This window comes from Rhodopseudomonas sp. B29, assembly GCF_000333455.1.
Taxonomy (GTDB): Bacteria; Pseudomonadota; Alphaproteobacteria; order Rhizobiales; family Xanthobacteraceae; genus Rhodopseudomonas.
Window position 1 is genome coordinate 1 of record NZ_BADD01000571.1, and the last position, 16,552, is coordinate 16,552.

The 16,552-nt window shown below is 67.3% G+C and carries 20 protein-coding genes and 1 tRNA gene; 16 read left to right on the top strand and 5 right to left on the bottom strand.

Translation table 11 applies throughout. The features are described from left to right. Together I5M_RS20320 and I5M_RS20325 are read left to right on the top strand one after the other, a co-directional pair. Positions 1 to 626 (top strand): bifunctional enoyl-CoA hydratase/phosphate acetyltransferase (locus I5M_RS20320; protein ID WP_022723072.1); only part of this gene is annotated, 626 nt, incomplete at its 5' end. Next, positions 623 to 1,813, top strand: a complete 1,191-nt coding sequence (locus I5M_RS20325; protein WP_022723073.1) for an acetate/propionate family kinase — start codon at positions 623 to 625, stop codon at positions 1,811 to 1,813. The genes I5M_RS20320 and I5M_RS20325, both read left to right, overlap by 4 nt. On the opposite strand, the gene I5M_RS20330 is transcribed toward I5M_RS20325, so the two are convergent. After that, complete coding sequence (locus tag I5M_RS20330; protein ID WP_031337184.1) at positions 1,814 to 3,007, bottom strand: GGDEF domain-containing protein; 1,194 nt, start codon at positions 3,005 to 3,007, stop codon at positions 1,814 to 1,816. 171 nt (positions 3,008 to 3,178) lie between these two features. Beyond that, a complete protein-coding gene (locus tag I5M_RS20335) occupies positions 3,179 to 4,087 on the bottom strand; it encodes a PaaI family thioesterase (RefSeq protein WP_022723075.1) in 909 nt (302 codons plus the stop codon). 206 nt (positions 4,088 to 4,293) lie between these two features. Here I5M_RS20335 and I5M_RS20340 point away from each other — a divergent pair, with 206 nt between their 5' ends. The 7 genes from I5M_RS20340 (at position 4,294) to I5M_RS20375 (ending at position 8,480) form a co-directional block, all read left to right on the top strand. Continuing rightward, complete coding sequence (locus I5M_RS20340) at positions 4,294 to 4,848, top strand: hypothetical protein (RefSeq protein WP_148287927.1); 555 nt, start codon at positions 4,294 to 4,296, stop codon at positions 4,846 to 4,848. A 4-nt stretch (positions 4,849 to 4,852) separates the two neighbouring features. Then, entirely contained in the window at positions 4,853 to 5,665 is an 813-nt protein-coding gene (locus I5M_RS20345) for a hypothetical protein (protein ID WP_022723077.1), read from the top strand. Between the two features lie 69 nt (positions 5,666 to 5,734). Beyond that, a complete protein-coding gene (locus I5M_RS20350) occupies positions 5,735 to 6,022 on the top strand; it encodes a hypothetical protein (protein ID WP_051048798.1) in 288 nt (95 codons plus the stop codon). 110 nt (positions 6,023 to 6,132) lie between these two features. Next, on the top strand, positions 6,133 to 6,468 hold the full coding sequence (locus I5M_RS20355) for a hypothetical protein (protein WP_244432061.1): 336 nt from the start codon (positions 6,133 to 6,135) through the stop codon (positions 6,466 to 6,468). A gap of 112 nt (positions 6,469 to 6,580) precedes the next feature. Beyond that, on the top strand, positions 6,581 to 7,312 hold the full coding sequence (locus I5M_RS20365; RefSeq protein WP_022723081.1) for a thermonuclease family protein: 732 nt from the start codon (positions 6,581 to 6,583) through the stop codon (positions 7,310 to 7,312). Positions 7,313 to 7,554: 242 nt separating this feature from the next. Next, positions 7,555 to 8,031, top strand: a complete 477-nt coding sequence (locus tag I5M_RS20370; protein WP_022723082.1) for a MarR family winged helix-turn-helix transcriptional regulator — start codon at positions 7,555 to 7,557, stop codon at positions 8,029 to 8,031. Next, on the top strand, positions 8,028 to 8,480 hold the full coding sequence (locus I5M_RS20375; protein WP_022723083.1) for a hypothetical protein: 453 nt from the start codon (positions 8,028 to 8,030) through the stop codon (positions 8,478 to 8,480). Before I5M_RS20370 ends, I5M_RS20375 begins: the two co-directional genes overlap by 4 nt. 508 nt (positions 8,481 to 8,988) lie before the next feature. On the opposite strand, the gene I5M_RS20385 is transcribed toward I5M_RS20375, so the two are convergent. Then, positions 8,989 to 9,063 (bottom strand) — tRNA-Thr (locus tag I5M_RS20385). Between the two features lie 178 nt (positions 9,064 to 9,241). Beyond that, complete coding sequence (locus I5M_RS20390) at positions 9,242 to 9,679, bottom strand: nuclear transport factor 2 family protein (RefSeq protein ID WP_022723085.1); 438 nt, start codon at positions 9,677 to 9,679, stop codon at positions 9,242 to 9,244. 70 nt (positions 9,680 to 9,749) lie between these two features. On the opposite strand from I5M_RS20390, the gene I5M_RS20395 reads away from it, so the two are divergent. The 3 genes from I5M_RS20395 to I5M_RS20405 all read left to right on the top strand — a co-directional run bounded on the left by I5M_RS20395 (position 9,750) and on the right by I5M_RS20405 (position 12,281). Next, positions 9,750 to 9,950, top strand: coding sequence for a hypothetical protein (locus tag I5M_RS20395; RefSeq protein ID WP_022723086.1), 201 nt, complete (start codon positions 9,750 to 9,752; stop codon positions 9,948 to 9,950). Between the two features lie 20 nt (positions 9,951 to 9,970). Further along, positions 9,971 to 11,659: an FAD-dependent oxidoreductase gene (locus I5M_RS20400; RefSeq protein WP_031337189.1), complete on the top strand. Its 1,689-nt coding sequence runs from the start codon at positions 9,971 to 9,973 to the stop codon at positions 11,657 to 11,659. A 124-nt stretch (positions 11,660 to 11,783) separates the two neighbouring features. After that, the gene (locus I5M_RS20405; RefSeq protein ID WP_022723088.1) at positions 11,784 to 12,281 is read left to right on the top strand and encodes a hypothetical protein; all 498 of its coding nucleotides are present in this window, start codon (positions 11,784 to 11,786) and stop codon (positions 12,279 to 12,281) included. Between the two features lie 63 nt (positions 12,282 to 12,344). Here the strand turns inward: I5M_RS20405 and I5M_RS20410 are convergent, their stop codons facing one another. Then, positions 12,345 to 12,653, bottom strand: coding sequence for a hypothetical protein (locus tag I5M_RS20410; protein WP_022723089.1), 309 nt, complete (start codon positions 12,651 to 12,653; stop codon positions 12,345 to 12,347). A 212-nt stretch (positions 12,654 to 12,865) separates the two neighbouring features. Here I5M_RS20410 and I5M_RS20415 point away from each other — a divergent pair, with 212 nt between their 5' ends. From I5M_RS20415 to hisD, 4 genes are all read left to right on the top strand, one after another. Further along, on the top strand, positions 12,866 to 13,210 hold the full coding sequence (locus I5M_RS20415) for a DUF3551 domain-containing protein (RefSeq protein ID WP_022723090.1): 345 nt from the start codon (positions 12,866 to 12,868) through the stop codon (positions 13,208 to 13,210). 165 nt (positions 13,211 to 13,375) lie between these two features. Beyond that, on the top strand, positions 13,376 to 14,665 hold the full coding sequence (gene murA, locus I5M_RS20420; RefSeq protein WP_022723091.1) for a UDP-N-acetylglucosamine 1-carboxyvinyltransferase: 1,290 nt from the start codon (positions 13,376 to 13,378) through the stop codon (positions 14,663 to 14,665). Positions 14,666 to 14,685: 20 nt separating this feature from the next. After that, positions 14,686 to 15,147: a DUF2948 family protein gene (locus I5M_RS20425; protein WP_022723092.1), complete on the top strand. Its 462-nt coding sequence runs from the start codon at positions 14,686 to 14,688 to the stop codon at positions 15,145 to 15,147. Positions 15,148 to 15,271: 124 nt separating this feature from the next. Beyond that, positions 15,272 to 16,552 (top strand): histidinol dehydrogenase (gene hisD, locus I5M_RS20430; RefSeq protein ID WP_022723093.1); only part of this gene is annotated, 1,281 nt, incomplete at its 3' end.

Consider the following 16,552-nt stretch of genomic DNA (forward strand, 5'->3'; position numbering starts at 1 on the left):
ACGCGGTCGTCGACCGCGCGCTCGGTTTGCGCACCACGCGCCGTATCAGCCACGTCTACGTCATCGATGCGCCGGACTATCCGCGCGCGCTGTTCGTCACCGACGCGGCGGTCAACATCTATCCGACGCTGCACGACAAGCGCGACATCATCCAGAACGCCATCGACCTCACCCACGCGCTCGGCATCGCCGAGCCGCGGGTGGCGATCCTGTCGGCGGTCGAGACCGTCACCGAGGACATCCGCTCGACGCTCGACGCCGCGGCGCTGTGCAAGATGGCCGATCGCGGCCAGATCACCGGCGGTCTTCTCGACGGGCCGCTGGCCTTCGACAATGCGGTGTCCGAAGAGGCCGCCAAGACGAAGGGCATCGTCTCTCCGGTCGCCGGACGCGCCGACATCTTCGTGGTGCCGGATCTCGAAGCCGGCAACATGCTGGCCAAGCAGCTCGAATATCTGGCGCACGCGCGCGTCGCCGGCATCGTGCTCGGCGCCCGCGTGCCGATCATCCTCACCAGCCGCGCCGACAAGACGCTGGCTCGGCTCGGCTCTTGCGCCATCGCGCTCTTGCTGGCGCGGCACAAGGCGACTGCGGCGCCGCACATCGCCGCCGGGGGCGCCGCATGAGCGAAGTGCTGCTGGTGCTGAACGCCGGCTCCTCCAGTATCAAATTCGCATTGTTCGAGGCGCATTCCGAGCCGACCGCGGAGCATCTGATCTGCGAAGGCGCAATCTCCGGCATCGGCCACAAAGCGCATTTCAAGGCGACCGGCCGCAGCGGCGAGGCGCTGATCGACGAGGTTCTGCCGGACGGCGAGACGCTCGACGAGGCGATGGCGGCGCTGATCGACTGGATCGAGCGCGGTTTTCCGGATCAGTCGCTGGCGGCGGCCGGCCACCGCGTCGTGCACGGCGGCGCGATCTTCGATGCTCCGGTCGTCATTGCGGCCGGCGTAGTCGATCAGCTCCGCAGCTTCGAGCCATTGGCGCCGCTGCATCAGCCGCACAATCTGGCGGCGATCGAGGCGCTGTCGAAGCTGCACCCGAACCTGCCGCAGGTCGCCTGCTTCGACACCGCGTTTCATCACCGCCAATCCGAAGTCGCCACCGCCTTCGCGCTGCCGCGCGATCTCCACGCCGAGGGCGTGCGCCGCTACGGCTTTCACGGCCTGTCCTACGAGTACATCGCCGGCCGGCTGCCGGCAGTCGCGGGCCCCGCGGTCGCCGACGGCCGCGTCGTCGTCGCCCATCTCGGCAGCGGCGCCAGCATGTGCGCGATGCGCGCGCGCAGCAGCGTCGCCACCACCATGGGTTTCACCGCGCTCGACGGGCTGATGATGGGCAGCCGTTGCGGCGAACTCGATCCCGGCGTGGTGCTGTATCTCATCGATCAGCGCGGCATGAGCGTCAAGGCGGTCACCGATCTGCTCTATCACTCCTCCGGTCTGCTCGGCGTCTCCGGCATCAGCGACGACATGCGGACGCTGCTGGAGAGTGACGATCCCCGCGCCCGCGAGGCGATCGAGCTGTTCGTCTACCGCATCTCGCGCGAGCTCGGCTCGCTCGCCGCGGCGCTCGGCGGCCTTGATGCGCTGGTGTTCACCGGCGGCATCGGCGAGCACGCGCCCGAAATCCGCAAGCGCGTCTGCGACCTCGCCGGCTGGCTCGGCATCACGCTGGATGCCGCCGCCAATGCGGCGGGTGCGGCGCGGATCAGCATTCCAGAGAGCAAAGTCTCGGTGTGGGTGATTCCGACCGACGAAGATCTGATGATCGCCCGCCACGTCTGGCGGCTGGTCGATGGCGGCCGCTGATCAGGACGGCCGCGTTTCAGCCGGCTTGGTACACAACTCGAATTCGATGCACAGATCCGGCGCCAGCGGCACCGTGTCGTGGATCGGCAGCGCGCGGGATCGTGCCGGCCGGTTGCGCTTGGCGGTGTAGAGCGAGGCGTCGGCCTTGCGCAGCAGCCGCCCCAGCGTGGTGCCGTCCTGCGGCGCCAGCGCGACGCCGAAGCTGGCACCGAGCAATGCGGTGGCGCCGTCGATCGGGTAGGGCTCCGACAGCGCCGCGACGATGCGATGGCCGAGCTGTTCGGCCCCGTCCGGGTCCGTCACGTGTGCCTGGATCACCACGAATTCGTCGCCGCCGATCCGCGCCGCCAGGTCGTCGTCACCGATCGTCGCCGTCAGCCGGTCGGCGACGAGGCGCAGGATCTGGTCGCCGGCGGCGTGGCCGAAGCGGTCATTGGCGTCCTTGAAGAAGTCGAGATCGATGCTGATCAGCGCGAAACCATCGCCGCGCTGCGCCATCTGCGCGGTCAGTTCGTCGAAGTGCTCGTCGAGATGCAGCCGGTTCGGCAGCCGGGTCAGCACGTCGAGCCGGGCCAGATGTGCGGCTTCGGCGCGCAGCGTCAGCTGCTCGACGGTGGTGTCGTGGATGTAGCTGATCAGTTCGAACGCGCCCAAGAAGAAGATCAGGAACAACATTGCCTGGGCGACATGCATCAGGTCGAAATTCCACAGCGCGCCGAGAATCGCCGGGATCGCGGCGACGGCGATGCTGGCCTTGACGATCCAGGGCCGGATCGAAAACCGCGTCGTGGTGCCTGCGCAGTAGCCGAACACCAGGCTGCCCGCCACCATGTGGGCCGTGATGTCGGGTAACATGAAGCCGCGCACCGCGAAGCCGCCGACGCACACACCTGTCGCGATTACGCCGATGCCCAGCCGATATTCCCAGCGCTTCGCCGCGGCGAGATCGAGCGGCCGCCGCGCGACGGTATGGTCGAACACGGTGCAGAGCACCAGGCGAGCGATCGATACCAAAAGGCCCGTGAAGCCGATCAGAGGGGCGACGACATCGCCGGTCTGCCGGCCGACCGCGACGCCCACGGTCAGGATGGCGGCGCCGACCACCACGATCGGCCAGCGCGCCGTGTAGAGCAGCCGGACGAATTCGATGAAGACGGCACGCTCGATCTTGGTGTTCTGAATTTTCGACGTCATCGTCACCCTCAGGCTGGGCCGCACATCGACTGTCGGGTCGCTGCGTGGTCGTCCCTTACCTGTTGAGAGCGAGACCTATTCCCCGAAAACTGAATCGCCGGTGAAATTCCTGTACCACGCGCCGGTTTGGTGAAGGCGGTGTTAAGCCATCAAAGACAACTGCGCACAGGGTCAGGCGGTCTCGGAGCGCAGCATGAAGTGGCCGTAGCAGGAGGCGATCGGCTGAGCCGGATCGTCCTGATAGGCCTGCGCCTCGAAGGCGACGACGCGGCGGCCCTGCTTGACGATCGAGACTTTGGCGAATGTGTCGACCGGACGCCCGGAACGCAGATAGTTCACCGTCAGGCCGATCGGCTTCGGCGCGGTGGCGAGCCCGATCTCGCGATGCACGCTGACGACCGCAGCAGTTTCCAGAAAGCCGCCGATCACGCCGCCATGCAGCGCCGGCAGAATCGGATTGCCGATCAGCTTGGGATCATACGGCATCACCGCCTGGGACTCCCCGTCGATGCGGATGCCAAGGAAGCGCGCGTAGGGGCTGATCGCCAGCAGCCCGTCGGCATTGTCGGGTGCTTCGAGTGGCGGCGGCGTGTCGAACTTCACTTTCGGCGTCTGCCGCAGCATGTCGGTGCGGTTGGCGCCGAGCATGAACATCGCCGTCGCGCTGGCGATCGGAACGTCTTCGGAATCCTGATAGGCGGTGGCGCGCACGAAGGCGATCGAGCGTGTCAAATGATAGCAATGCGCGTGAGCGTGCATCTGCTGTCCGGGCGTCGCCGGCCGCAAGTAATCGATGCGCAGATCCAGCGTCGCGATGGCGGCCGAGTTGGGCAGCGCCAGCTGCACCGCCATGCCGCAGCTCTCGTCCAGCATGGTGGTGACGACGCCGCCATGGATCACGCCGGTGCGCGTGTCGCCGACGAACACCGGGTGATACGGCAGGCTGCTCCAGGCTTCGCCTTGTACGTAACGCTCCAGCTTGAGGCCGATGAGGCCGCCGTGAACCGAACGGTGGCTTTTGATCATGCGGGCCTTCTCGTCGAACGAGAGGCTGCTGGCGTCTGGCGAGGTGTCGGACATGCGGCCTTCTAGCAAGCGCCCCGCGGCTCCGGAAGCCGCGTGTCCGCGGGGGCGATCTGCAATCGCCTCTCAGCGTCCCCACCGAACCGTTAAGCCGAAGCCCCGAGTTTCCGCGATGGCGGAAAATCAGCCTCAAGACCTTCGTGGCTGCATGCGTCGGCGCTAGCACGCGGTGCGTGAACGGCCGATTGCCGAAGGAGACATTGATGAGATCGATGGCTGTTGCATTGGGGCTTTACCTCGCCGCCACGGGCGCGGCGTCCGCCCAGCCGGGCGTGTCCAGCGTCTATTCGCAGATCGATAACGTCCGCGCCGGCCGGCATGGCCTGTGCCGCACCATCCATAGCCTGCACGGCGGCGAGGTCGTGACCGAGCGCTGCCCGCCGGGCCCGGCGGGCTGGTCGGTCAATATGTTCTCGGCCGACGCACGCACCTACGTGTCGTTCGGGCGCAAAGCCGCCGCCGGCGACGGCCCCTACGACGCACTCGGCGGCGCCTTCGCCGATCCGCACCACGTCATCGAATGGCGGCTGATCGACGGCCGGCCGTTCGCGGCGATCCATCGCTACTACCTCGACGGCCGTCAGGCCCTGGTGGTGCATCGGCTGCAGCCCGACGGCTCGTCCTGCGTCGCCGGTGTCGTCGCGGTGCGCCGTGGCCATGATGCCAATCGCGAAGCCGCCGACCTCGCCGACGCCATCGCGCCGAGCTTCCGCTGCGGCCGCGATCGCCTCGCGACGATCGGCGACGTGCGCGGGTGACGCCATGCGCGCCGTCGTTCTCGCGGCACTCGGTTTGATCGGCTGCGGTCCGGGCACCGCATCGGCCGGGCTGATTGATCAGCCGCGCGGCGGCTACCCGGTCGCCTACACCGAGCGCGATGTGGCATCCGCAGCCGATCCCGATCTGCAGCGGTTCTGGTCGTCCGACGGCAGCGAGATCATGTTCGGCAGCCTCGCCAAGCCGCATCTCTACCTCAGCCGGATACGCGCCGCATCGGGGCACGACCTCGTCGTCACGATGATGATCTCGGCCTATCACTGCGGCAGTCACGGCTGCCCGACCCGCGTCACGACTTCGACCGGAGAGGTGTTGGCCGAAGTGCTCGGCTGCGACGATGTCGCGCGGCACCGCATCACCGACGATGGCAACGTGCTCGTGCTCTGCGACGAACACCTGCCGATCTTTGCCGCCGATCCGCAGACCGGCGACGTGCCGGGCGTGACCAAGTCGCGCCTGTGGCACAACGGCTCGATCGTTGAAGCCTGGGCGTTCTCTGACTCGGGAGTGGAGATCCGCTACCTCGATCCACGTCCTGGCCTTCCGGTCAATGCTGGCCGGGTGCTGTTCCGCGGCAGCCGCGACCACGCTGGCTGGCTCGCCGGCACCGCATACACTTTCAGCTCGAATTGCGGCGACGCTGCCTACGGCGTCACCGGCACGATGAGCCGCGACGGCATTAGGCTGACCGGCGCCGCGCCGCATCGCAGCGGGCGAGGCTGCGATATCGCCGACTACACGACTCGTTCTCCCCATGCGCGGCTGTCGTTCACCGCGCTGGATCGCTCCACCAACTGACTCGTCATCAAANGAAGCTCGACATGAATAAACTCGGGTTTGGCTGTTTGCAGCGGTGCCGCACTCGTGATGGCGACCTCTGCGGTTTCGACCTCGGCCCAGGCGCACGATGCGGGCGCGTTCTTCGGCGGTCTGGCGGCCGGCGCGATCCTCGGCGGCGTGGCGGCGAGCGCCGGCGTTTACGGTCCGGGTTACGGCTATTACGGCCCGAGTTACTACGCGCCCAGCTACTACGCACCGGCCTACGGTTATCCGCGCTATTATTATCCGCGCCGGGTCCATCACCGCCACTACCGGGTCTATTCGGTTCCGGTCGCGCCCGCCTATATTTATACCTCCGGCTGCTGTTACTGGTGAGCGTGTAGTTCCATTGTTCCGCGGGCGCGGCGGCGCTCACCCGGCGTCGCCGTCAGTCCTTTGTTTACGACATCGTGCGATTCTTCCGCATCGAGTGCGTGGAGGGTTGCGTGGTGCGTCAAGCGTGGATGTCGATGATCGTGGTGGCGGCGAGCGCCGCGACCTTAAGCTCGGCGCTGGCGGCGGATTATCCGGTCGCGTATCCTCCGGCCTATCGCCCGGCCTACCGCGCGCCCCGCGCCGCTTATGTGCCGCCGCCGCGTCCGCTCGGCATTCCGCAGGCGCCGCCGGTGATCTGGGTCGAAGCTCCGCCGCAATACATCCAACATCTGGAGCCGGCCGGCTGCGGCTATTGCTCGTCGCCACGCTATGTCGCCGTCGGCGAATGGCGCCGGACGCTGCCGCCGCCGTGGTGGTCCTCGATCTATCGCGACTACGGCTACTGAGCCGCCGCAGGCGAGACGCCACCTTCGATCATGATATAAGCGGCGCGCTTCCCCTGCGGGATCGCGGCACGCGGCTGGTCGCGCGTCGCTCCGCCCATTCGGATCGCCGTTCATGCGCCTTCTCGTCGTGCTGTTTTCGCTGCTGGTCACGCCGGCCTTCGCGATCGAAACCGTCGTCAAGGACGCCGCGACGATCCGGCTCGGTGACACCACCTACCGGCTCGCCGGCATCGACGCGCCGGAGCTCGATCAGCGCTGCGTCAATTCCTTCGCCGATCCCGTCGCCTGCGGCGTCGAGGCGCGCGACGCGCTGGTCAAGCGTATCGGCGGCCGCGGTGTGAGCTGCCGCGATCTCGGGCCGGACACCGCCTTCAAGGGGCGCCGCATCGGCGCCTGCGTGGCCGGCGGCGACGCCGCCTCGCTGGCCGAGGCGATGGTGGCGGACGGCTACGCGCTCTCCACCGCGCAGGACTTCGCCGCCCAGCAGGCCGACGCCAAGGCGCAGCGCAAGGGGCTGTGGAAGGGCTGCTTCGTCGCCCCCAAGGACTTCCGCAACTGGACGACGACCGCGCCGCTGCTCGGCGCCGCCTGCCGCGACGACAAGCGCGCCGAGACCACCGCGCTGCTGTTTCCGCCCGAGCCGCCGGCGCCCGACGGCTGCAGCGTCAAAGCCAAGATCGCCAAGCGCGCCCGCCTCACCGGCAATGTCGGCGTCTACCAGCTCCGCGGCTGCCCGAGCTACGCCAGCCTGACCAAGCCGAACCGCTGGTTCTGCTCCGAAGACGACGCCCGCGCCGCCGGGTTTCGCAAGGCGTTCAATTGTCGGGTGAGCGGGCCGCGCTGACCGAAGCCCCGGTCGCTCTGTGTCCGCCGCTGCGACCGCTCCACCGCGCGTCGCGGTGATCCGCAAGTCATCGAACATCGCCTCAGAGATTTGCAACGGCGGGCCCTATGCCGGTATCCGCCGCGTGCCCACTCGTCCCCATGCCCCGACGTTATCGACCGCAGGCGCATCGAAAGCGAGGGGAGCGGACCAGCCCGCGGAAAAACATTGACAGTAAACTGTCAAATGGACAGTATGCTGTCATGAGTGACGAAGCAGATTCCCCCTTCGACCATCCCGCCAACGCCCTCGTGCTGGAGGTCTTCCGGCTGAACGGATCGCTGATCAGGTTCGGCGATGAACTGGTGAAGTCGCTCGGCCTGACCAGTGCCCGCTGGCAGGTTCTGGGCTCGATTGCGCATGGCCGCGGCACGTTTCCGGTGGCGCGGCTGGCGGACAACATGGGTCTCGCCCGGCAGTCAGTGCAGCGGATCGTCGACGACCTCGCTGCCTCCGGGCTCGTCAGCTTCGCACCCAACCCGACTCACAAACGCGCCAAGCTTGTGGTGATGACGCCGCAGGGCGAGCGCGTTTTCCGGCAGGCCACCGAGCTGTGGCGGCCGGTCGCCGACGCGATGGCGTGGGACGCCGATCCGCGTCGACTCAGCAACACGGCCGAAGCGCTGGCCGCCATTCGCATCCGGCTTGAGAGCCGCTCGAGTAACAGGAGTTCGGAATGATCAGGGCCTTGCATCCCGTCGCAGGGATCGTTGCGTTTCTCACCATCCTCTCGTTCTGGATCTCGACGGTGATCGTCGAACTCGGCGGCGACCCCGCATCCATCGCGGCCGTGAAGCTTGCGATCCTCTGGGGCCTCGCGCTGCTGGTTCCGTCGATCGCGTTTGCCGGCGCCAGCGGATTCAGGATCGGTGGCAAGTCGCCGCATCCGATCTTGGTCGCGAAGCGCCTGCGGATGCGCTTCATCGCCATCAACGGAATCGTGGTGCTGGTCCCCTGCGCGATCTTCCTGCAGCAGCGCGCCGGCGCCGGCGTGTTCGACCAGACCTTCTCGGTGGTTCAGGCGATCGAACTGATCGCCGGCGCCATCAACCTCGCGCTCATCGGCCGCAGCATCAGGGACGGCTTCAGGCTGACGCGGCGCTTCGGCCTGGCGACCTCGGCCCGCTGATCACGCGCCTTCCGGGATTGTCGCCATGACCCTGACAATTGCATCCGTCAGTACGGCGCCGTCGCCGTCTCGATCCACTGGCTCTCGGCCATCGTGATCATCGTGGCGCTGGTGCCCGGCTTCGCAGCCGCCCGGTTTCACGATGTCGCCTTGAAGCTGGCCTTGCTGCAGCTGCATCTGCCGACGGCGATGCTGGTTTAGTGCTCACCGTGTTTCGGGTGCTCTGGTGGTTCGGCTACGACCGCAAGCCGGCTGCGATCAGCGGTTCTCCATTCTTGCAGGAAGCCGTCGCTCGCAGCGAGCGACGCGGCATAACCTGAAGGCGCGCTGCCTGCGGGCAGAGCCGGCGGGCGACGAAGCGCGCGTCGCGGCGCTGCGGACTGAGCTGCTACGATCTCGAAAAGGTGCCGTGTTTTTGTGGCGCGACTCCACACACTGCCATCTGGCCAATGCGGGTCACGACATGGAGAGAGGATGTTGCGCGCTCGCGCCAGCCACGGTCGTAGGCTGGTGCTGCCGGGGAGGATCGAACTCACGACCTCTCCCTTACCAAGGGAGTGCTCTACCACTGAGCTACGGCAGCATTAAGCGCTGGCGGGAATCGGCGGGGCCGTCCGCGGGCGGGGCGATCCTTGCCACAGCATATCCGCCGGCGCAAGCGCGGTGGGCCGCGGGGCGGGGAAATCGTGCCCTGATTGGGCGAAAGGCGGGGGCGAGGGGGAGATTCGGTCTGAGGACGGAACGATTCGACCGTCGTGTCGCTACGGCTTCAGCTTGAGGTCGAGCAAGGTCGGGCCGATCGCGCTGCCGACGACTTCGGCCAGCCGCATCAAGGTCGGGACCGGCCGCAGCATCACCTCCATCTCGGTGATGAGGCCGTCCTCGGCCATCCGCAGCAGGCTGACGCCTTTGAGTGGCGACTTGCGGAACGCGGCGCCGAATTCCAGGCAGACGTCGGAGGGCCCGGCCACAAAGGTGCGCCCGGCGGTGAAATTGCCCAACTGGTTCCAGACCGCCCCGAGCACGGTGAGAGCGGCGTCACGCCCGATCACCGGCGAAAACACGCCCGGTGAATAATACACTGCGCCTTCGGCCAGCAGCGGTCGCAGCGCTCCCGCGTCGCCACTCATGAAAGCCGCATGCCAGGATGCCACGGTGCGTTGCAGCGGCGCCGGCAGCGCATAAGTGTCATTGGCCAATTGTGCCTCCGCGCGTCACAATAGCGATCTACAACCAGAGCATGCATTTCAATCCGGCACAATCGAGGCCATGAACGATACGTCGACCCCCCCGAATGGACAGGCGCTGGCCCGACAGGCGCGGCTTCGCGATGCCTTGCGGGCCAATCTTAAGAAGCGGCGGGCGCAGATCCGCGGCCGCGCCGCATCGGAAAGCGAAGGCGACGAGCAGGGCTCCGAGACGCCAGCAGCGGTCGATGCAAACGTAATGACGAAGGGAGACCAGCGCTGATGACGGGGGAGAGCGACGACATGTCCGAGGTGCTCGACGCCAAGCCGGGCACGCGGGTCTATCCGCGCCATGATCAGACCTTCCCGGTGCTCACGGCCGCCGAAATCGACCGCATCCGCCGCTTCGGCGAGGTCAAGCACTATGCCGACGGTGAACGGCTGTTCGAGACCGGCAAGATCGGGCCCGGCATGTTCGTGATCCTGTCGGGCCACGTCTGCGTCACCCAGCGCGACGGGCTCGGCCACGTGTCGCCGGTGGCCGATCACGGCCCCGGCGAGTTCTCCGCCGAAATCGCGCAATTGTCCGGTCGCGTCGCGCTGGTCGACGGCACCGCCGAGGGCGAGGTCGAGGCTCTGCTGATTGCGCCGGACCGGCTGCGCGCGCTGCTGGTCGCCGAGGCCGATCTCGGCGAGCGCATCATGCGGGCGCTGATCCTGCGCCGCGTCAATCTGATCCAGGGCGGCGTCGGCGGCCCGGTGCTGATCGGCGCCGAACAGTCGCCCGACATGGTCCGGATCATGGGCTTCCTCACCCGCAACGGCTGGCCGCATCATCGGCTCGATCCGCGGTCCGATCACGACGCCGCCGACATCGTGGCGCGCTATTCGCCGTCGCCGCACGAATTGCCGCTGGTGGTGGCGCCCGACGGCACCGTGCTGCGCAATCCGCTCGAGGGCGACCTCGCCCGCGCGCTCGGCATGAACGGCCGTCTGTCGGCTGACAAGATTTATGACGTGGTGATCGTCGGCTGTGGTCCGGCCGGGTTGTCGACCGCGGTTTACGCAGCGTCGGAGGGGCTCAGCGTCGCCGTCTGCGATCAGCGCGCCTTCGGCGGCCAGGCCGGTGCCAGCGCGCGGATCGAAAACTATCTGGGATTTCCGACCGGCATCACCGGCCACGCGCTGACCGCGCGCGCCTTCAATCAGGCGCAGAAATTCGGCGCCGATATGCTGATCCCGGTCGAGGTCAAGGCGCTGGAATGCGGCCGCAATGACGGCACCTTCGAACTCACGCTCGACGACGGCGCGGCGCTGCGCTCGCGCGCCGTCGTGATTGCCAGCGGTGCGCGCTATCGCCGGCCCGGCATCCAGAACCTCGCGGCCTTCGAAGGCCGCGGTGTTTACTATTGGGCGTCGCCGATCGAGGCGCGGCTGTGCAAGGACCAGGACGTCGTGCTGGTCGGCGGCGGCAATTCGGCCGGCCAGGCCGCGGTGTTTTTGTCCACGCATGCGCGCCGCGTCCACATGGTGATCCGCGGCGGCGGCCTCGCCGCCAGCATGTCGCGCTATCTGATCGAGCGCATCGAATCGACGCCGAATATCGAGCTGGTGTTCAACACCGAGATCGTCGCGCTGGGCGGCACCGAAGACGGCGGGCTCGACACCATCACGCTTCGCAGCCGACTCTCCGGTGAAGACACGCCGATGGCGGTGCGCAATCTGTTTCTGTTCGTCGGCGCCGATCCGGCCACCGGCTGGCTCGACGGCTGTGGCGTCAATCGCGACCGCGACGGCTTCGTTGTCACCGCTGCGGCGGCCGATCGAGCCAGGGCGATCCAGCCGCTCGAAACCACGGTGCCGGGCGTGTTCGCCGTCGGTGACGTCCGCTCCGGCTCGGTCAAGCGGGTCGGCGGCGCGATCGGCGAGGGCGCCCAGGTCGTGGCGGCACTGCACGCGTATCTCGCCGACGAATTGAAGCCCGTGAAGTAGTTGAGCTGTCAGCTCCAGCGCGAGCGTCGCTGCACGTTGTTCGGGCAGTTGCTGCCGGTAACAATGTATGGTGGCGTGTTGATAGTCATGTTACGCTCTTGCGAGGCAAAAGCAGGAGGCGGGCATGGTACTCGGCATGAGTTTGGCGACCTTCACCCTCGTTCATGTGGTGATCAGCCTGATTGGAATCGGCGCCGGCCTGGTCGCGATGGTGGGACTACTCACGTCCAATCCGCTGCGCGGTTGGACCGCGCTGTTTCTGCTCACCACCATTCTCACCAGCGTGACCGGGTTCTTCTTTCCGTTCGTCAAGCTGCTGCCGTCCCACATGGTCGGCATCCTGTCGCTGATCCTGCTCGCAGTGGCGCTGGTTGCGCTGTACGGCCGGGGGCTCGCCGGCATCTGGCGGCCGGTCTACATCGTCACCGCCATGGCGTCGTTGTGGCTCAACGTGTTCGTGCTGATCGTCCAGGCGTTCCAGAAGGTGGCGCTGCTGCACGCGCTGGCGCCGAACCAGAACGAGCCGCCGTTCCTCGCCGCCCAAGGCGGCACGCTGCTGCTGTTCGCCCTGATCACCATCGTGGCGCTGCGCCGCTATCATCCGCTGCCGCGCTTCGCCTGAGTCCCTGCGCCAAACAAAAGGCCCCGGGAAACCCGGGGCCTCGTGTCGCTTAGTTGGCTGCGATCAGCGCCGGGTGGCGCCGGTGCCGCTGAGCGTGCCGTTGTTGTTGCCGCCCGGGCCGGTGTCGCCCTGAGTCGAACTCGGCGTCGGGTGATTGGCGCCGTTCATGCCCGTCGTGACACCGCTGCCGCGGTTCATGCCGGTGGCGCCGCTCTTGCCCGGCGACATGGTGCTCGGAGCGCCGTTGCCGACATGCTGCGAACCCATGGCGTTGCCGTTGCGATCGGTCTGAGCCTGCGCGGCGGCACCGAAAGTGGTGGCGATCAGCGCAGCAGCGGCGATTCCCGCCATCCCGATCATACGAAACTTCATGAAGCCTCCATCGTGTTTTTTGCTAGTCTGGTCGTATCGCGGGGAATCAACAGGCGGTTCGACGCGTCGTTCCGTAAAAACTCTCCGTTCGTCGAGGGGTTTTGCTAATTGCAGTGCGGCATATATCGGCAGCGATGGCATCGCCCGGAATCCGCAACGTGCAGGAACGACGGCGTACAATCACCGTTGTCGCCGCACATGGAGGTCTACAGATGAACGACGTTTTGAAGCGACTGTCGAAGATCGCGCCGCGCGCCGCCATGCTGGCTGGCGCCGCGATCGTCGGCACCACCGCGCTGTTCGCAGCTGCCCCGGCGCAGGCGCGTGACTATGCGTATTGCCTCACCTCGCCGGGCTACGGCTATCCGGGCGATTGCAGCTATGCCAACTACGGGCAGTGCCGTGCCGCCACCTCGGGGCGTCTGGCCGACTGCGTCGTCAATCCGCGCGTCGCGTTCCGCGAACCCCGTCACCGGGATTACCGGACCTATGATCGTGGCGGCGACTGGGGTCCGCAGGGTGGCGGCTGGGGTCCGCGAGGCGGCGACCGCTGGTAGGCTCGAATCACCTGACCGGTGGGCTTTGCTGCCCGCCGGTTTGCTTCGTTCCGGACTCCCGCCAAACCCAGCAAAAACGCCCATCAAATCGCCGTAAAGTTTCACGCTTTTGCCACCGGCGGCGCTCCTGCCGTATATTCAGGACAGGCACAGGCGGGAACCGGCATGGATCGCATTCGCATCATCGGCGGCAATAAGCTCGAAGGCACCATTCCGATCTCGGGTGCCAAGAACGCGGCTTTGCCCCTGATGATCGCCGCGCTGCTCACCGAAGACACGCTGATCCTGGACAATGTGCCGCGCCTCGCCGACGTCGCGCTGCTGCAGCGCATCCTCGGCAATCACGGCGTCGACATCATGTCGGCCGGCAAGCGCCCCGGCGACACCGAGTATCAGGGCCAGACCCTCCACATCTCCGCCAAGACCATCATCGACACCACCGCGCCCTACGAACTCGTGTCGAAGATGCGCGCCAGCTTCTGGGTGATCGCGCCGCTGATCGCCCGCATGCACGAGGCCAAAGTATCGCTGCCCGGCGGCTGCGCCATCGGCACACGCCCGGTCGATCTGTTGATCATGGCGCTGGAGAAGCTCGGCGCCGAGCTGACCATCGACGGTGGTTACGTCATCGCCAGAGCGCCCGGCGGCCTCAAGGGCGCGACCATCGACTTCCCCAAGGTCACCGTCAGCGGCACGCACGTCGCCTTGATGGCGGCGACGCTGGCCAGCGGCACCACCATCATCGACAACGCCGCCTGTGAGCCCGAGATCGTCGACGTCGCCGACTGCCTGATCAAGATGGGCGCCAAGATCAGCGGCGCCGGCACGCCGCGCATCACCGTCGAGGGCGTCGCCAAGCTGCACGGCGCCCGTCACACCGTGCTGCCGGATCGCATCGAGACCGGCACCTACGCGATGGCGGTGGCGATGACCGGCGGTGACGTCCAGCTCTCCGGTGCGCGGCCCGAACTGCTGCAGTCGGCGCTCGACGTGCTGGCCCAGGCCGGCGCCACCATCACGGTCAACAACGACGGCATCCGCGTCGCCCGCAACGGCGCCGGCATCAGCCCGGTGACGGTGACGACGGCGCCGTTCCCCGGCTTCCCGACCGATCTGCAGGCCCAGCTGATGGCGCTGATGACCCGCGCCAAGGGCACCTCGCACATCACCGAGACGATCTTCGAAAACCGCTTCATGCACGTGCAGGAACTCGCCCGCTTCGGCTCGCGGATTCAGCTCGACGGCGAGACCGCGACGATCGACGGCGTTGCCAAGCTGCGCGGCGCGCCGGTGATGGCGACCGATCTGCGCGCCTCGGTGTCGCTGGTGATCGCGGCGCTCGCCGCCGAAGGCGAGACCATGGTCAACCGCATCTATCATCTCGACCGCGGCTTCGAGCGGCTCGAGGAAAAGCTCTCCGCCTGCGGCGCCCAGATCGAGCGTATCAGCGGGTGACAACCGCCCAGGGTGACGCATTGGGTCTGCTCAAACTGCTCGCCTTCGATGCCGACGATCTCGCGGTGATCTCCGCGCACGTCCAGGACGCGCGCGTCGAGACCGGCGACATCGTCTGGCGCCAGTCGGAGAAGCGGCTGGTGATCGGCCTGTATCGCCAGGATTGGGAGCAGACGCTGTCGGGCGAGCCGGTGGCGGGCCGGCTGGTCGCAGCGCTGCGGTTCGACCGCGTGCTCGCCTGCAAGTCGCGCAATATCGATACCGCGGTACCTGATACCGCGCTTGAACTGATCGGCATCGAATTCCACCCGTCGGACGAGCCGCCCGGCGGTAGCGCGGTGCTGATGTTTTCCAAGGGCGGCATGCTGCGGCTCGACGTCGAGTGCATCGAATGCGCGCTGACCGATCTCGGCCCGGACGATCTCGGTGTCAGCGATGCAGATGCGGCGGATCGTGACGGCGACCTCGGCGGGCTCGCCTGAACGGTCAATCATCGGCGGCGCCGCAGCCCCAAGGAATCCGGTCTGTTATGAGGGTTGACGGCGGTAAGGCGCCGCGCCATTGAGGCTTGGGCGCCTTTTGCCGTCGCCCCGCCGGAATCATCCAATGCCCATCCGTCTCGACAGCGCCAGCTCCGATTTCGCCTCGCAATTCAAAGCCTTCCTCGCGATGAAACGCGAGGTCGCGGCCGATATCGAGGCAGCCACGCGAGCCATCGTCGACGACGTCGCCAAGCGCGGCGACGCGGCGCTGCTCGAAGCCACCGCCAAGTTCGACCGGCTGACGCTGGACGCCGCCGGCCTGCGTGTCACCGCCGCCGAGATCGAAGCCGCAGTGCAGGCCTGCGATCCCGCGACCGTCGATGCACTGAAGCTGGCGCGCGACCGCATCGAATTCTTCCACCGCCGCCAATTGCCCAAGGACGACCGCTTCACCGATCCGCTCGGCGTCGAGCTCGGCTGGCGCTGGAGCGCCATCGAAGCCGTTGGTCTGTATGTGCCCGGCGGCACCGCGGCCTATCCGTCGTCGGTGCTGATGAATGCCATCCCCGCCAAGGTCGCGGGTGTCGAGCGCGTGGTGATGGTGGTGCCGTCGCCCGACGGCAAGCTCAATCCGCTGGTGCTGGCGGCGGCGTCGCTCGGCGGTGTCACCGAGATCTACCGCGTCGGCGGCGCCCAGGCCGTGGCGGCGCTGGCCTATGGCACTGCGACGATCGCGCCGGTGTCCAAGATCGTCGGCCCCGGCAACGCCTATGTGGCGGCCGCCAAGCGGCTGGTGTTTGGCCGCGTCGGGATCGACATGATCGCCGGCCCGTCCGAGGTCGTGGTGGTGGCCGACAGCACCGGCAATCCGGACTGGATCGCCGCCGATCTGTTGGCGCAGGCCGAGCACGACGCCAACGCGCAGTCGATCCTGATCACCGACGATGCCGAGCTTGCCGCGCAGGTCGAGCGCGCCGTCCAGGCTCAGCTCACCACGCTGTCGCGCGAAAAAATCGCGCGCGCCTCGTGGGACGAGTTCGGCGCCATCATCAAGGTGGCGAAGCTCGACGATGCCGTGCCGCTCGCCGACGCGATTGCGGCCGAGCATCTCGAAATCATCACCGCCGATCCCGAAGCCTTCGCGGCCAAGATCCGTAACGCCGGCGCCATCTTCCTCGGCGGCCACACGCCGGAGGCGATCGGGGACTATGTCGGTGGCTCCAACCACGTGCTGCCGACTGCGCGCTCGGCGCGGTTCTCGTCGGGCCTCGGCGTGCTCGATTTCATGAAGCGCACCTCGATCCTCAAATGCGGGCCGGAGCAGCTCGCGGCACTCGGGCCGGCGGCGATGACGCTGGGCAAGGCCGAGGGGCTGGATGCCCATGCGCGATCGGTGGGGCTGCGC

Bases quoted from the DNA above. Each gene is read 5' to 3' on its own strand.
- I5M_RS20325 (WP_022723073.1), top strand. From the start codon at position 623: ATGAGCGAAGTGCTGCTGGTGCTGAACGCCGGCTCCTCCAGTATCAAA.
- I5M_RS20330 (WP_031337184.1), bottom strand. From the start codon at position 3,007: ATGACGTCGAAAATTCAGAACACCAAGATCGAGCGTGCCGTCTTCATC.
- I5M_RS20335 (WP_022723075.1), bottom strand. From the start codon at position 4,087: ATGTCCGACACCTCGCCAGACGCCAGCAGCCTCTCGTTCGACGAGAAG.
- I5M_RS20340 (WP_148287927.1), top strand. From the start codon at position 4,294: ATGAGATCGATGGCTGTTGCATTGGGGCTTTACCTCGCCGCCACGGGC.
- I5M_RS20345 (WP_022723077.1), top strand. From the start codon at position 4,853: ATGCGCGCCGTCGTTCTCGCGGCACTCGGTTTGATCGGCTGCGGTCCG.
- I5M_RS20350 (WP_051048798.1), top strand. From the start codon at position 5,735: ATGGCGACCTCTGCGGTTTCGACCTCGGCCCAGGCGCACGATGCGGGC.
- I5M_RS20365 (WP_022723081.1), top strand. From the start codon at position 6,581: ATGCGCCTTCTCGTCGTGCTGTTTTCGCTGCTGGTCACGCCGGCCTTC.
- I5M_RS20370 (WP_022723082.1), top strand. From the start codon at position 7,555: ATGAGTGACGAAGCAGATTCCCCCTTCGACCATCCCGCCAACGCCCTC.
- I5M_RS20375 (WP_022723083.1), top strand. From the start codon at position 8,028: ATGATCAGGGCCTTGCATCCCGTCGCAGGGATCGTTGCGTTTCTCACC.
- I5M_RS20395 (WP_022723086.1), top strand. From the start codon at position 9,750: ATGAACGATACGTCGACCCCCCCGAATGGACAGGCGCTGGCCCGACAG.
- I5M_RS20400 (WP_031337189.1), top strand. From the start codon at position 9,971: ATGTCCGAGGTGCTCGACGCCAAGCCGGGCACGCGGGTCTATCCGCGC.
- I5M_RS20405 (WP_022723088.1), top strand. From the start codon at position 11,784: ATGGTACTCGGCATGAGTTTGGCGACCTTCACCCTCGTTCATGTGGTG.
- I5M_RS20410 (WP_022723089.1), bottom strand. From the start codon at position 12,653: ATGAAGTTTCGTATGATCGGGATGGCGGGAATCGCCGCTGCTGCGCTG.
- I5M_RS20415 (WP_022723090.1), top strand. From the start codon at position 12,866: ATGAACGACGTTTTGAAGCGACTGTCGAAGATCGCGCCGCGCGCCGCC.
- murA (WP_022723091.1), top strand. From the start codon at position 13,376: ATGGATCGCATTCGCATCATCGGCGGCAATAAGCTCGAAGGCACCATT.